This window comes from Devosia sp. A16 (assembly GCF_001402915.1).
Classification (GTDB): domain Bacteria; phylum Pseudomonadota; class Alphaproteobacteria; order Rhizobiales; family Devosiaceae; genus Devosia_A.
This window is the reverse complement of sequence record NZ_CP012945.1, coordinates 1,887,863-1,903,034: the sequence shown is the minus strand read 5'-3', so window position 1 is coordinate 1,903,034 and position 15,172 is coordinate 1,887,863. Positions and strand designations below refer to the sequence as shown.

General features: G+C 66.3%; 10 protein-coding genes. 9 read left to right on the top strand and 1 reads right to left on the bottom strand.

What is annotated here, in order from left to right; translation table 11 throughout:
- Nucleotides 1–7: 7 nt before the first annotated feature.
- The 9 genes from APS40_RS09245 (at nt 8) to APS40_RS09205 (ending at nt 14,156) form a co-directional block, all read left to right on the top strand.
- Nucleotides 8–2,176 carry a primosomal protein N' gene (locus APS40_RS09245; protein ID WP_055046772.1) on the top strand — a complete coding sequence of 723 codons (2,169 nt, stop codon included), beginning with the start codon at nt 8–10 and terminating at the stop codon, nt 2,174–2,176.
- Nucleotides 2,177–2,468: 292 nt separating this feature from the next.
- On the top strand, nt 2,469–3,029 hold the full coding sequence (locus tag APS40_RS09240) for a F0F1 ATP synthase subunit delta (RefSeq protein WP_055046771.1): 561 nt from the start codon (nt 2,469–2,471) through the stop codon (nt 3,027–3,029).
- On the top strand, nt 3,029–4,561 hold the full coding sequence (gene atpA, locus APS40_RS09235; RefSeq protein WP_055046770.1) for a F0F1 ATP synthase subunit alpha: 1,533 nt from the start codon (nt 3,029–3,031) through the stop codon (nt 4,559–4,561). Before APS40_RS09240 ends, atpA begins: the two co-directional genes overlap by 1 nt.
- Before the next feature lie 61 nt (nt 4,562–4,622).
- Nucleotides 4,623–5,501, top strand: a complete 879-nt coding sequence (locus APS40_RS09230; RefSeq protein WP_055046769.1) for a F0F1 ATP synthase subunit gamma — start codon at nt 4,623–4,625, stop codon at nt 5,499–5,501.
- Nucleotides 5,502–5,518: 17 nt separating this feature from the next.
- Nucleotides 5,519–7,060: a F0F1 ATP synthase subunit beta gene (atpD, locus tag APS40_RS09225; protein ID WP_055046768.1), complete on the top strand. Its 1,542-nt coding sequence runs from the start codon at nt 5,519–5,521 to the stop codon at nt 7,058–7,060.
- 61 nt (nt 7,061–7,121) lie between these two features.
- Nucleotides 7,122–7,547 carry a F0F1 ATP synthase subunit epsilon gene (locus APS40_RS09220; protein ID WP_055046767.1) on the top strand — a complete coding sequence of 142 codons (426 nt, stop codon included), beginning with the start codon at nt 7,122–7,124 and terminating at the stop codon, nt 7,545–7,547.
- A gap of 345 nt (nt 7,548–7,892) precedes the next feature.
- Nucleotides 7,893–9,914 carry a methyl-accepting chemotaxis protein gene (locus APS40_RS09215; RefSeq protein WP_197279470.1) on the top strand — a complete coding sequence of 674 codons (2,022 nt, stop codon included), beginning with the start codon at nt 7,893–7,895 and terminating at the stop codon, nt 9,912–9,914.
- Between the two features lie 161 nt (nt 9,915–10,075).
- Entirely contained in the window at nt 10,076–12,100 is a 2,025-nt protein-coding gene (locus APS40_RS09210) for a methyl-accepting chemotaxis protein (RefSeq protein ID WP_055046765.1), read from the top strand.
- 244 nt (nt 12,101–12,344) lie between these two features.
- Nucleotides 12,345–14,156 carry a methyl-accepting chemotaxis protein gene (locus APS40_RS09205; RefSeq protein WP_156342886.1) on the top strand — a complete coding sequence of 604 codons (1,812 nt, stop codon included), beginning with the start codon at nt 12,345–12,347 and terminating at the stop codon, nt 14,154–14,156.
- 150 nt (nt 14,157–14,306) lie between these two features.
- Here APS40_RS09205 and APS40_RS09200 read toward each other — a convergent pair whose 3' ends face one another.
- Entirely contained in the window at nt 14,307–14,993 is a 687-nt protein-coding gene (locus APS40_RS09200; RefSeq protein WP_055046763.1) for an aspartate/glutamate racemase family protein, read from the bottom strand.
- Nucleotides 14,994–15,172: the final 179 nt, after the last annotated feature.

Here is a 15,172-nt window from a genome sequence, read left to right as displayed (position 1 = left end):
TGCACAGATGGAAAGGTCCCCCGACATCGTAGCGGTGATGGTGAGCGTGTCGGTCGACGGGCCGTATAGCTACCGCGTGCCCTATGGCATGGAGGTGCAGCGCGGCTCGATCGTCGCCGTGCCGCTGGTCGGCCGGCTGACGCTCGGGGTGGTGTGGGGGCTGCCCAAGGACAATTATGCCCATAACCGGCTCAAAGAGATCGAGCGGGTGTTCGACACGCCGCCGCTGTCGGAAGAGCTGCTGAAGACGGTGGAGTGGGTGTCGAAATATACGCTGGCCGCGCCGGGGCTGGTGCTGCGCAGCGTGTTGCGCTCGACCGAGGCGCTGGAACCGGAGCGGCCGATCACGGCCTTCCGCGCGACCGGCGTCGAGCCCGACAAGCGCACCCGGTCGCGCGAAAAGGTGCTCGACCTGCTGCTCGACGGCGAGGCCCGGTCCAAGTCGGCGATCATCGGCGAGGCCGGAGTGTCGGCATCGGTGATCGAAGGGCTTGAAAAAGCCGGGGCGCTGGAGCGGGTCGAGATGGCGCCGCCGCCGATCGCGCTGCCCCCCGATCCGGACGCCGCGCCGCCGACGCTCAGCGAGGAGCAGGCGGCGGCGCTCGAGCAGCTCCGCGAGATCGAGGTCGGCGGCTTCGGGGTGGCGCTGCTCGATGGGGTGACCGGGGGCGGCAAGACCGAGGTGTTCTTCGAGGCCGTCGCCGACACGCTGCGCGCCGGGCGGCAGGCCTTGGTGCTGCTGCCCGAGATCGCGCTGACCTCGACCTTCGTCGAGCGGTTTTCGAAGCGTTTCGGCACGAGGCCCGCCGAATGGCATTCGGACATGACGCCGGCGCAGCGGGCGCGCACCTGGCGTTCGGTGCTGAACGGCGACGTCCGGGTGGTGCTGGGGGCGCGTTCGGCCCTGTTCCTGCCGTTCCGCGAGCTGGGACTGGTGGTGCTCGACGAGGAGCATGACGGGGCGTTCAAGCAGTATGACGGGGTGAATTACCACGCCCGCGACATGGCGGTGGTGCGGGCGCGGTTCGCCGACGCGCGGGTGATCCTGAGCTCGGCGACGCCATCGGTCGAGAGCCGCAACAATGCCAACCAGGGGCGTTACAAGCATGTGCTGCTGACCTCGCGCTTCGCCGAGGCCGGCATGCCCGATATTGCGCCGATTGACATGCGCGAGGAGCCGCCCGAAAAAGGGCAGTGGATCGCGCCCAGACTGGCGCGCGAGGTGTTCGCGACGCTCGATCGGGGCGAGCAGGCGCTGCTGTTCCTCAATCGGCGGGGCTATGCGCCGCTGACGCTCTGCAAGGCGTGCGGCCACCAGTACCAGTGCCCGGATTGCTCGGCCTGGCTGGTCGAGCACCGGTTTCGGGGCGTGTTGATGTGCCACCATTGCGGGCATGAGCAGCGGGTGCCCAAGGCCTGCACCGAGTGCGGCGCAGTGGACTCGCTGACCCCGATCGGGCCGGGCATCGAGCGGGTGGCGGAAGAAGCGGCGGAGCGCTTTCCAGGCGCGCGCATGGTGATCCTCAGCTCCGACATGGGATCGAACCAGCAGCTCAGGGAGCGGTTCGCCGATATCGAGCGGGGCGAATACGACCTGGTGGTGGGCACACAGCTGGTGGCCAAGGGCCACCATTTCGAAAAGCTGACGCTGGTCGGGGTGCTCGATGCCGATCTCGGGCTCGACCGCGGCGACCCGCGCGCTGCCGAGCGGACCTTTCAGATCCTCACCCAGGTGACCGGGCGCGCCGGGCGAGCCAACCGGGCGGGCAAGGCGTTCCTCCAGACCTATCATCCCGATCATCCGGTAATGAAGGCGATGGTCAAAGGCGATCGCGAGGCATTCTACAGGCACGAACTGCTGGCGCGCGAGGCCGGCGGGCTGCCGCCGTTCGGACGGCTGGCGGCGCTGATCGTCTCGGCCAACGAGCACGACCCGGCCTTCGCTTATGCCAGGCAACTGCTCAGCGTTGCGCCGCTGGCCGAGGGGCTGAAGCTGTTCGGCCCGGCCGATGCGCCGATCTCGATGATCCGCGGCCGCCACCGGGTGCGGCTCCTGGCCCAGTCGGGCAAGGACTTCGACCTCAGCGGCTATGTGCGGTTCTGGCTGGAGCAGGCGCCCAAGACCACCGGCAACCTCAGGGTGCAGGTAGACATCGACCCGCAGAGTTTTCTCTAGATCATCGGTTTCCGCGCTCGCCGCCCGCCATTCGAGCGCAGCTCTCATGGCCTTCTCACCTCAAATCGCTCCACTGGAGCGATTTGCCCTTTCAGGGACGGTTCGAAGCCTGCGACAAAACTCCCCGAAAGACTCGTGTTCCGGTGCCTTGCAGGTGCCGATCTTGCATGTTAGAGGGGGCGCGAAATCCGGGGGGCTATCTGCCTCGCCCGGCGAACAATCATAAGCGAAAGCAGCCTCCGGCGCCTCCATCGGCCGGGTTCGGGTTGCGCAGCACGAGGGTGACGGGGCATTGGCAGCGCAGAATTCAGTGCTTACCCAGATCGCGCGGCCGTATGCGTCGGCGCTCTACGATCTTGCCGCAGCCGACGGTTCCGTCGCAGCGGTCGAGCAGGGGCTGGTAAACCTGCTCGCCCTGTCTGAACAAAGCCCGGATTTTGCCCGGTTCCTTCGCTCCCCGGTGATCAACACCGAAGAGAAGGCGCAGGCCATCCACGCGGTGCTGGAGCGCGCCAAGGCGCACACCACGGTGGGCAACTTCGTGCGTGTCGTCGCCCGTAACGGCCGGCTGTTTGCGCTGCCGGCGATCATCCAGGCGTTCCGCGAACGCGCCGCCGGCGCCCGCGGCGAAGTCAATGCCGACGTGACCTCGGCGACCCCGCTCACTGCGGCCCAGGTCAAGACGCTGGCCGATACGCTCAAGGCGAAGATCGGCAAGTCCGTCACGCTCAACCAACATGTCGATCCCAGCCTGATCGGTGGCCTCGTGGTCAAGGTCGGCAGCCAGATGATCGACAGCTCACTCAAAACCAAGCTCACGGCGATGAAGATCGCGATGAAAGAGGTCGGATAATGGATATCAAAGCCGCGGAAATCTCTGCGATCCTCAAGGAGCAGATTCAGAACTTCGGCCAGGAAGCGGAAGTTTCCGAAGTCGGTCAGGTTCTGTCGGTTGGCGACGGTATCGCCCGTGTCTACGGCCTCGACAACGTGCAGGCCGGTGAGCTCGTCGAGTTCCCGGGCGGCATCAAGGGCATGGCGCTAAACCTCGAAACCGACAATGTCGGCGTGGTGCTGTTCGGCGCCGACCGCGAGATCAAGGAAGGCGACGTCGCCAAGCGTACCGGCTCGATCGTGGATACCCCGGTCGGCAAGGAGCTGTTGGGCCGCGTGGTCGATGCGCTCGGCAACCCGATCGACGGCAAGGGCCCGCTCAAGGCCAAGGAACGCCGCCGCGTCGACGTGAAGGCCCCGGGCATCCTGCCGCGCAAGTCGGTGCACGAGCCGATGTCGACCGGCCTCAAGGCCATCGACGCGCTGATCCCGATCGGCCGCGGCCAGCGCGAGCTGATCATCGGTGATCGCCAGACCGGCAAGACCGCGGTGATCCTCGACACCTTCCTCAACCAGAAGCCGGCGCATGCCGCAGGCGCTTCGGAGCAGGAAAAGCTCTACTGCATCTACGTCGCCGTCGGCCAGAAGCGCTCGACCGTGGCGCAGTTCGTCAAGGTGCTGGAAGACGCCGGCGCGCTGGAATACTCGATCGTCATCGCGGCGACCGCGTCCGACCCGGCCCCGATGCAGTTCCTCGCGCCGATGACCGGCGCCGCCATCGGCGAGTATTTCCGCGACAACGGCATGCATGCCGTGATCGCCTATGACGACCTGACCAAGCAGGCCGTCGCCTACCGTCAGATGTCGCTGCTGCTGCGCCGCCCGCCAGGCCGCGAAGCTTACCCGGGCGACGTGTTCTACCTGCATTCGCGTCTGCTCGAGCGCGCCGCCAAGCTCAACGAAGAGCACGGTCTTGGTTCGCTCACCGCGCTGCCGGTGATCGAAACCCAGGCGAACGACGTGTCCGCCTACATTCCGACCAACGTGATTTCGATCACCGACGGCCAGATCTTCCTCGAGACGAACCTGTTCTTCCAGGGCATCCGCCCGGCGGTGAACGTCGGTATCTCGGTTTCCCGCGTGGGTGGTAACGCCCAGATCAAGGCGATGAAGCAGGTTGCCGGCTCGCTGAAGGGCGAACTGTCGCAGTATCGCGAAATGGCCGCGTTCGCGCAGTTCGGTTCCGACCTCGACGCCGCCACGCAGCGCCTGCTCAACCGCGGCGCCCGCCTGACCGAACTCTTGAAGCAGCCGCAGTTCGCGCCGCTGAAGCCGGAAGAAGAAGTCGCGGTGATCTTTGCCGGCGGCCAGGGCTACCTCGACGACCTGCCGGTGTCGAAGGTCGGCGAGTTCGAGGCTGGCCTGCTGGGCTACCTGCGCTCCAAGGCCGCCGACGTGCTGTCGGCGATCGCCAAGGAGAAGGCGCTGTCGGACGACCTGCGCGCCAAGCTGAAGGCCGCCATCGACGCCTTCAAGAAGACGTTCTCGTAAGCCCTTTCAAAGACAACGCGCGGTCCCCAAACGGACCGCGCTATGGGAGTAGAGCGGCCCGATGCCCTCGCTAAAGGACCTCAAGAACCGGATCGCCTCGGTCAAATCGACCCAGAAGATCACCAAGGCCATGCAGATGGTGGCAGCGGCCAAGCTCCGTCGCGCCCAGGAAGCAGCCGAGGCGGCGCGTCCCTATGCCGAGCGCATGGGCAACGTGCTCGCGGCGTTGGGCGCAGCCTATGCCGGCCGTGCCGACGCTCCGGCGCTGCTCGCCGGCAATGGCCGTGACCAGGTGCACCTCTTGGTCGTGGCGACCGGTGAGCGTGGCCTTGCCGGCGGCTTCAACTCTTCGATCGCCCGCCTGGCCCGCGAGACGGCGCAGAAGCTCCTCGCCGAAGGCAAGACGGTGAAGATCCTCACTGTCGGCCGCAAGGGCAACGATATCCTGAAGCGTGGCTTCGCCGACAAGATCGTCGAGACGATCTCGTTCCGCGACGTGCGCCAGCTCGGCTATGTCAACGCCGCCAGCGTCGGCGAGAAGGTGCTCGCCATGTATGCGGCGGGCGAGTTCGATGTGGCGACGCTGTTCTACTCGCGCTTCCGCTCGGTGATCGCGCAGATCCCGACGGCGCACCAGCTGATCCCGGCCAAGTTCGAGGCTCCCGCCGCGGACGCACCGGAGACGCTGAACTACGAATACGAGCCGGATGAGGAAGCAATCCTCGAGGACCTGCTGCCGCGCAACATCTCGGTGCAGATCTTCCGGGCACTGCTCGAGAACAACGCCTCGTTCTTCGGCGCGCAGATGAGCGCCATGGACAACGCGACGCGCAACGCCGGCGAGATGATCAAGAAGCTGACGCTGGTCTACAACCGGCAGCGCCAGGCACAGATCACCAAAGAACTCATCGAAATCATTTCGGGCGCGGAAGCGCTCTAGCAGGAACGAGGTAAATCATGGCCCGCGCAGCAACTGCAGCAAAAGCCCCGGCGACCGACAAGGCTCCCGCCGTCAAGAAAGCCCCGGCCCGCAAGGCCGCTTCGAGCACCCCCGCGGCAGCCGTCGCCGGCCAGCCGGTCGGCAAAGTTTCGCAGGTGATCGGCGCCGTGGTGGACGTGACCTTCGATGGTCACCTGCCGGCGATCCTGAACGCCCTCGAGACCGACAATAACGGCAACCGCCTGGTCCTCGAAGTGGCACAGCACCTGGGCGAGAACGCCGTGCGCACCATCGCCATGGACACCACCGAGGGCCTGGTCCGCGGCGCTGCCGTGGTCGACACCGGCGCCGCCATCTCGGTGCCGGTCGGCGACGAGACGCTGGGCCGCATCATGAACGTGATCGGCGAGCCGGTGGACGAAGCCGGCCCGGTCCAGACCAAGTCGCGCCGCGCCATCCACCAGGACGCGCCCTCGTTCACCGAGCAGGCTTCGGAAGCGCAGATCCTTGTCACCGGCATCAAGGTCGTGGACCTGATCGCTCCCTATGCTCGCGGCGGCAAGATCGGCCTGTTCGGCGGCGCCGGCGTGGGCAAGACGGTGCTGATCCAGGAACTGATCAACAACGTCGCCAAGGCGCACGGTGGCTACTCGGTGTTCGCCGGCGTCGGCGAGCGCACCCGCGAGGGTAACGACCTTTACCACGAAATGATCGAATCGGGCGTGAACAAGGACCCGCACGAGAACAACGGCTCGACCGCCGGTTCGAAGTGCGCCCTGGTGTTCGGCCAGATGAACGAGCCCCCGGGGGCGCGTGCCCGCGTGGCGCTTTCGGGCCTCACCGTCGCCGAGCACTTCCGTGACGAAGGCCAGGACGTGCTGTTCTTCGTGGACAACATCTTCCGCTTCACCCAGGCCGGCGCAGAAATGTCGGCTCTGCTGGGTCGTATTCCCTCGGCGGTGGGTTACCAGCCGACGCTCGCGACCGACATGGGCGCGCTGCAGGAGCGCATCACCACCACCAACAAGGGCTCGATCACTTCGGTGCAGGCGATTTACGTGCCGGCTGACGACTTGACCGACCCGGCGCCGGCGACCTCGTTCGCCCACCTGGACTCGACGACGACGCTTAACCGCGCCATCTCCGAGAAGGGCATCTACCCGGCCGTGGATCCGCTGGACTCCACCTCGCGCATGCTGTCGGCCAACATCGTCGGCGAAGAGCACTACAACACCGCCCGTCAGGTGCAGCAGATCCTGCAGCGCTACAAGGCGCTCCAGGACATCATCGCGATCCTGGGCATGGACGAGCTCAGCGAAGAGGACAAGCTGACCGTGGCGCGCGCCCGCAAGGTCGAGCGCTTCATGAGCCAGCCGTTCCACGTGGCCGAGGCCTTCACCGGCACGCCGGGCGTGTTCGTGCAGCTCGAAGACACCATCAAGGGGTTCAAGGACCTTGTCGAGGGCAAGTACGACCACCTGCCGGAAGCCGCCTTCTACATGGTCGGCACCATGGAAGACGCGGTCAAGAAGGCCCAGAAGCTGGCCGCCGCGGCCTAAGCTGATCTGACGAACTCGGGTTCGCCTGCGGGCGGACCCAGCTCAACCCAAAGGCAGGACCATGGCCGAAGGCACCAAACTCGAAATCGTCTCGCCCGAGCGGCTGCTGCTGTCGGAGACCGTGAAGTCGGTGACCGTGCCGGGCGCCGATGGATATTTCACCGTGCTGGGCGACCACGCACCGCTGATGACCACGCTGAAGCCGGGCTTCGTGACGGTGGTTCGCAATGATGGGATCAGCCACGTCTACTATGTGCGCGGCGGCTTTGCCGACGTGTCACCCGAAGGGCTGACCATCCTCGCCGAAGAGGCGCAGGACATCGCCGAATTCGACCGCGCCAAGATCGAAGGGCTGATCGCCGCCGGGCTCACCGCCCAGCAGGCCGCGAACACTGCGGACGAGGAGATGCGGCTGCAGGAAGAGATCGACGGCTGGCGCAACCTCTTGCTCGACGCATCGGTGGGCACAGGTTCGACCGCACACTAAGCGGACAGATACGGAATTCGAAGCGGGCGTCCTCCGGGGCGCCCGTTTTGCTTTCTGGGGGCATCGCTCCTGTAGACCGATGGTGCCGTCGGCGCATCCTGCCCGCAGGCGCAGGGCTAAATGCGCGATCCGAAGCAATTCACCATCCCTTAAGGTAAACTGCGTAACTGTCATTCTCGGGAATGCAGCAAGTCGAACCGTGTCGTGGCCAGGACAGCCGCGGCCAGTTACGGAGCCGCGCCCAGTGTCCCTCACCATCGCCGTGTCGTCTGCCGGAAGCCGTTCCGGATGCGCACCGTCACATCTCCATTCCGTCCACTCCAGAACCAGAGCGAGCGCTGCCAAGTGAAGATCCGGACCCGTCTTTTCCTCATCGTTGCCGTCATGGGCCTCGTGGTCGCGGCGATCGGCGGCCTTGCCGTGTTCGTCACCGCGTCGTTCACCGAGCGCACCCAGCAGCTCGAGGCAGCATCGCAGCGGGCCTTCAACGGCGAGCATCTCAATCGGCTGGTCACCGCCGTGGTGATGGATGCCCGCGGGATCTACGCGGCGCCTGATGTCGAGAAGGCGGCGCCGTTTGCCGCCGGGCTGTTGAAGTCGCTCGACCAGATCGACGCGCACCTCGCCCAATGGCAGCCGCTGGTACCGGCGGCCGACCGGCCGGCGTTCGACCAGGTTGTGGCGCGTACAGCGGAGTTCCGGCAGTTCCGGGCCGAGACCGCACGGCTTGCGGCCATCGATCCGGCGCAGGCCAACGCGCAGGGGAACAACGACGCCAATCGCGCCAACCGCAAGGCGTACCAGGCTGAGATCGACGCCGTGGTCGAGGCCGACCGAGCCAGGTTCGAGGCGATCAAGGCAGAGATCGATGGCTTCGAGGCGCTGATCCTGCCCGTCGTGGGCGGCGCAACGCTGCTAGGGTTGCTCGCTGGCGTCGGTGCGGCCCTCTATGTCGGCACCCGCTACGTTTCCCAGCCGTTGGCCCGCGTTACCGACACCATGGTGCGGCTGGCAGAGGGCGACCTTGCAACCGAGGTTCCCTATGCCGATGAGAAGAACGAGATCGGCCAGATGGCGGCTGCGGTGCAGGTGTTCAAGGAGAACGGCATCCGGGTGGCCGAAATGAACGAAGACGAGCGGACCCGGCATGCGAAGGCGGCCGAGCGGGCGGCGCTGATGCAGGGCTTCCAGAGCGCCTTTGACGGCGTGGTGGCGGCGACGCTCAAGGGCGACCTGACACAGCGTATCGACGCCCGCTTCGAAGACGCCGACATCGAGCGCATCGCCAGCAATTTCAACCGGCTGATGGATACGGTAGCGGGCGGCCTGAATGAAGCTGGCGATGTGCTCGAGGCATTGGCCGAAGCGGACCTGACGCGGCGCATGGCCGGCGCCTATGAGGGCGAGTTCGCGCGGCTGAAGCACAATACCAATACGGTGGCCGAGAAGCTCAGCGAGATCGTTACGCAGCTCAAGCGGACCTCGTTCGACCTGAAGACCGCCACCAGTGAGATCCTGTCGGGCGCCAACGACCTTTCCGAACGCACCACCAAGCAGGCGGCGACGATCGAGGAGACCTCGGCTGCCATGGAGCAACTGGCGACCACGGTGCTGGCCAATGCGCAGCGCGCCGCCGGTGCCTCGGAAAATGCCGCCGAGGTGACGACGACTGCCGAGGCCGGCGGCGCCGTGATGCTCAGCGCCAACGCCGCCATGGGGCGGATCACCGAGAGCTCGGCCAAGATCTCCAACATCATCGGGCTGATCGACGACATCGCCTTTCAGACCAACCTCCTCGCGCTCAATGCTTCAGTTGAGGCGGCGCGCGCCGGCGATGCCGGCAAGGGTTTTGCGGTCGTTGCCGTCGAAGTGCGGCGCCTGGCGCAATCGGCGGCCAGTGCCTCGGCGGAGGTAAAGGCGCTGATCGAGCAATCGGCCAACGAGGTACAGGGCGGCTCCAGGCTGGTGGCGGAGGCCGCAGCCAAGCTCGAGCAGATGCTGGTGGCGGTCCGCGGCAACCGCGAACTGCTTGAGGGGATCGCAAGGGACAGCCGCGAGCAGGCCTCGGCGATCGAGGAGGTCAACACCGCGGTCAGGCAGATGGATGAGATGACCCAGCACAATGCGGCGCTGGTCGAACAGACCAACGCGGCGATCGAGCAGACCGAAGCGCAGGCCAGCGAACTCGACCGGATCGTCGCGGTGTTCACCACCGACAGCCATGCCGAGGCCACGGCGACGCCGATGGCGGACCTGCCGCCGCAGCGCGGGATCAAGGCGCTGGAGCAACGGGTCAGGGCGGCGGCCAAGACCTATCTGGGCCGTGGCAACACCGCGCTCAAGGCCGACGACTGGGCCGAGTTCTGACCGCGGGGGCGCACGGGAGAGCTGCACAGCCGGGTAACGGGGAGGCGGGTTTCACTACGCGTTAACCCCGATCCGGCATGCTTTGTTTACCTTGGCGCGGGACGGGCCGCCGGTGCCAGGCAGGCCGTAAGAAAGCGGCGCGCGGCCGACGGGGCTTCAGAATGAAGAAGGACGTGACCACCAAGACCGCCGGCGGCAAGCCGTCGCGCGGTGTTTCCCTGCGCAGCATGGTCGTCGGGCTCGCCCTGGTGATGGCCGCCACCGGGGCGGTCGTTTCAGCCGCCAATATCTATGTCGCCGGCGAGTTCGAACGCAGCAGCCGGACATCGGCCGAGCTGATGTCGTCGATGCGGGCGCACATGACTGCCGACATGCTGCATGACAGCATGCGCGGTCTCGTCTACCGGGCGCTCTATTCGGTGATCTCGGGCGACCTCGAGGCGGCCAAGGCGACCTATGGCGACGTGATGAGCTACGGCGCCTCGTTCAAGCAGGCGCTGAACTCGCAGAAGGACTTCGACGTGCCGGTGCATATCCGGGAAGCCCTGGACGGAGTGCGCGCGCCGCTCGACGCCTATATCGCCGCGGCCACTGCCCTGGTGGGCAAGGCCGCCAAGTTCGACATTGCCGGGGCGCAGGCCGACCTGCCGGCGTTCGATGAAAGCTTCAAGGTGCTGGAAGGCGAGATGTCGGCCGTCTCGGACGCCATCGAGGACGCCAACGCGGCCCAGACCCGGGCGGTCAAGACCAACCACGACCTCTCCAGCGCTGTCATATGGGGCGGATTGGCGCTGCTGCTGTTGCTCGCGGTCGGGACCCTGGTGTTGAGCCAGCGCCTCGTCGCCAAGCCGTTGGGACTGGTGGCGAAGGGGTTCGGTCGGCTCGCCGATGGCGATCTCACAGTGGAGACCGGCGGGCGGCAGCGGGTCGCGGAAGTCGCCGCGCTCGCCGAGGTGCTCGGGGTGTTTCGCGAGGCGCTGATCAATCGCGATACCCTGGCAGGCGAGGCGGCGACCAGCGCCCGGCACGTGGCGACCCGAGCGGAGGCAGCAGCAGCGCTGAACGACGAGATCGGTGCCGCCGTGAGCGCAGCGCTGGAGGGGGACTTCAGCCGCCGGGTAGCCGAAGACCAGCCCGAAGCGGAGTTGCGCGAGCTGGCGCAGCGCATCAACCAGTTGCTCGGTACTGTCGACGGTTCGATCAGCGAAACCGGCACGGTGCTCGGCGCGCTGGCCCAGGCCGACCTGACGCGACGCATGCAGGGCAGCTACTCGGGCGCGCTGCGCAAGCTGATGGACGATACCAATGCCGTCGGCGATCGGTTGGCCGAAGTGGTGACAAACCTCCGCTCGACGTCACGGTCCCTCAAGGTGGCGACCGGGGAAATCCTCTCGGGAGCCAATGACCTCAGCGAGCGGACCACCAAGCAGGCGGCGACGATCGAGGAGACCTCGGCGGCGATGGAGCAACTCGCGGTGACCGTGCTGGAAAACGCCAGGCGGGCCGAGGCGGCAAGCAGCAATGCCGCCGACGTGTCGCAGACCGCCGAGCAGGGCGGCGAGGTGATGCGCGAGGCCACCGCGGCGATGGAGCGGATCACCCAGTCCTCGGCCAAGATCTCCAACATCATCGGGCTGATCGACGACATCGCCTTCCAGACTAACCTGTTGGCGCTCAACGCCTCGGTGGAAGCGGCGCGCGCCGGCGATGCCGGCAAGGGCTTTGCGGTGGTTGCGGTGGAAGTGCGGCGGCTGGCGCAGTCGGCGGCGAGCGCGTCGAGCGAAGTGAAGGCGCTGATCGAGCAATCGGGCACCGAAGTCGCCGGTGGCTCGCGGCTGGTCGCCGAGGCGGCGAGCAAGCTCGCCCTGATGCTCGAGGGCGCCCGCACCAACTACGAGCTGCTGCAGGGCATCGCCGGGGAGAGCCGCGCCCAGGCCTCCTCGATCGAGGAGGTGAACGTCGCGGTGCGGACGCTGGACGAGATGACCCAGCACAATGCCGCGCTGGTCGAACAAACCAATGCAGCGATCGAGCAGACTGAATCGCAGGCCGGCGAGCTCGATCGGATCGTCGATATCTTTACTGTTGCCGAGGCGGCTGCGCCCTCGGTGGCGAAGGCCGGAGCGCGACAGGTCTACCTGAGCCAGGGCAATGCCGCGATCAGCACGGACTGGGACGAGTTCTAGTCAGAAGCTGCTCACTGCCGCAACCTGCGAAAGGGCGCCGTCGGGCGCCCTTTGTCATTGTGGCCGGCCATCTCGCCGATCTACGCAGCACTGCGTAGATGAGCAGTAACTGCGCCCCGAGCCCCAGCGGCGCAGTCTGATGGTGTACCGCGCGTTAATACGCATGCCCGGCTTGGGGGTTCTTCAAGCCGATCGGCGCTGAGATTGCCGCGGTTCCGCAGAAGCGGTTTTGGGGGCAGAAGTCATGGGTCAATCACTATTGAGCCGGTTCGCCGGTGGTTCGCGTGAGGACGATCGCAGCACGGTGGCCGCCATCATGCGCAGCCAGGCGGTGATCGAGTTCGCGCTCGACGGCACCATCCTCACCGCCAACGGCAACTTCCTCGGCGCAGTAGGCTACGCGCTCGACGAGATCCAGGGCAAGCATCATCGGATGTTCGTCGATCCGGCGTTGGCACAGAGCGTGGAGTATGTCGAGTTCTGGCGCGCCCTGGGTGCCGGCCAGTTCCAGTCGGGCGAGTACCGACGCTTCGCCAAGGGCGGCAAGGAGATCTGGCTGCAGGCCAGCTACAACCCGATCCTCGACAAGGCGGGCAAGCCGATCAAGGTGATCAAGTTTGCTTCCGATATCACCGAACAGAAGAACCGCGCCGCCGACATGGCCGGGCAGGTGGCAGCGATCAGTCGGGCGCAGGCGGTGATCGAGTTCAAGCTCGACGGCACCATTCTCACCGCCAACGAGAACTTCCTTTCGACGCTCGGCTACCGGCTCGATGAAGTTCAGGGCCGGCATCACCGCATGTTCGTCGAGCCCGGCTACGGCGCGAGCGCCGAATATGAGCAGTTCTGGGCCCGGCTGCGCGGTGGCGAATTCGTCTCGTCCGAGTTCAAGCGCGTGGGCAAGGGTGGCAAGGAAGTCTGGATCATGGCTTCCTACAACCCGGTGTTCGACGCCGCCGGCAAGCCGATGAAGGTGGTCAAGTTCGCCAGCGACATCTCGGAGCGCAAGCGCTCCGAAGCGATCATCGAACTGCTGAAGACCTCGCTGGCGCGCATGGCCGATGGCGACCTCGGCGGGCGGGTGGATACAGAGTTCAGCGGGCAGTACGAGGGCCTGCGGCAGGCCTTCAACGCCTCGCTGGAACGGATCACCGAGATCGTCACCTCGCTGCAGACCACCTCGCGGGCCCTGAAGACGGCGACCGGGGAGATCCTGTCCGGCGCCAACGATCTCAGCGAACGCACCACCAAGCAGGCCGCAACGATCGAGGAGACCTCCGCCTCGATGGAGCAGCTCGCTTCGACGGTCAGCGAGAACGCCAAGCGGGCGGCCGACGCCTCCAGCAAGGCGCAGGATGTCAGCAAGACCGCCACTGAGGGCGGCGCGGTGATGGAGAAGGCGACCGCCGCCATGGAACGGATCACCACCTCCTCGGGCAAGATCTCCAACATTATCGGCATGATCGACGATATCGCCTTCCAGACGAACCTCCTGGCACTGAACGCGTCGGTGGAAGCGGCGCGGGCCGGCGATGCCGGCAAGGGCTTTGCCGTGGTGGCGGTGGAAGTCCGGCGCCTCGCGCAATCGGCGGCTAGCGCCTCTTCGGAAGTGAAGGCGCTGATCGAGCAGTCCGGCGCGGAAGTCGCCGGTGGCTCGAAGCTGGTGGCCGAGGCGGCGCAGAAGCTGGTCGCCATGCTGGAGACGGCCCGCGAGAGTTCGAGCCTGATCGAAGGCATCGCCACGGCGAGCCGCGAGCAGGCGGGTGCCATCGAAGAGGTCAGCTCCGCGGTGCGGGTGCTCGACGAGATGACGCAGCAGAACGCGGCGCTGGTCGAGCAGACCAATGCGGCGATCGAGCAGACCGAGGGGCAAGCCACCGAACTCGACAAGATCGTCGACGTGTTCACCATCGACGATGCGGGGGCAGCGATACCGATGCAGAGCGAGCCGCGCGTCGGCGGGGTCAAGGCGCTGCAGCAGAAGGTGAAGGCGGCGGCGCGCACCTATCTCAGCAACGGCAACACCGCAGTGGCGCAGGACTGGGCTGAGTTCTGAGAGGGTCCGAGATCGCCTCGGGCAGAAGGCGTCTCCCATTCTCCCCCCATAATAACGGGGGAGGTGCTCTGCCGGGGCGTTTGGCACGATCGAAGATCGAGAGCCTCGACCCCTCACCTTCGCTTCACCGGGGCCCTCCCTGTTGGCTGGCTAGCCCAACGCCGCTGCCACCAGCGCCCTGGCGTGCAGATCGGTGGTGTCGTAGGTCGGCAGCGGGCTCACACTGTCATCGATCAGCATACCGATCTCGGTGCAGCCCAGGATCACCGCCTCGGCGCCGCGGGCCTTGAGCCGGGCGATGGCGTCGACGTAGATGCGCCGGGACTCGTCGCGGACGATGCCGAGGCAGAGCTCCTCGTAGATGATGCCGTTGAGGTTGGTGATGCCGATATCGGGCACCAACACCTCGAGGCCGCGTTGCTCGAGGCCTTCGATATAGAAGCGCTTCTCCATGGTGAAGCGGGTGCCGAGCAACCCGACTTTCCCGATTCCATCGGCGAGCAGTGCGTCGGCGGTGGGCGTCGCGATGTGGACGAACGGGACCGTCAGCGCGGCGACGATCTGTGGCGCGCAGATATGCATGGTGTTGGTGGCAAGCCCGACCACGGCGGCGCCCTGCGCTTCGAGCGAAGCAGCAATGCCGGCGAGCACCTGCCCGGCGCCGTCCCAGTCGCCGGCCCGCTGCATCGCCTCGATCGGGGCGAAATCCACGGAATGGACGATGACCGGCGCGGAGTGGAGGCCGCCCAGCCGGGCCGCCGTCTCGCGGTTGAGGATGGCGTAGTAGTGAGCGGTGGATTCCCAGCTCATGCCGCCGATGAGGCCGATGGTTTTCATAAGCCACTGATGGCGCGGAACTTCTCGCAAGACAAGAGTGCCGACTGAGAGACGGCCCCCTCCCGGCCTCCCCCATAAAGGGGGAGGTGAAGAGTCGAGACTCTGTCTTCAATTGTGCCAAACGCACCGGCGGGCACCTCCCCCTTTATGGGGGAGGATGGGAGGGGGCCGTCTGCTTC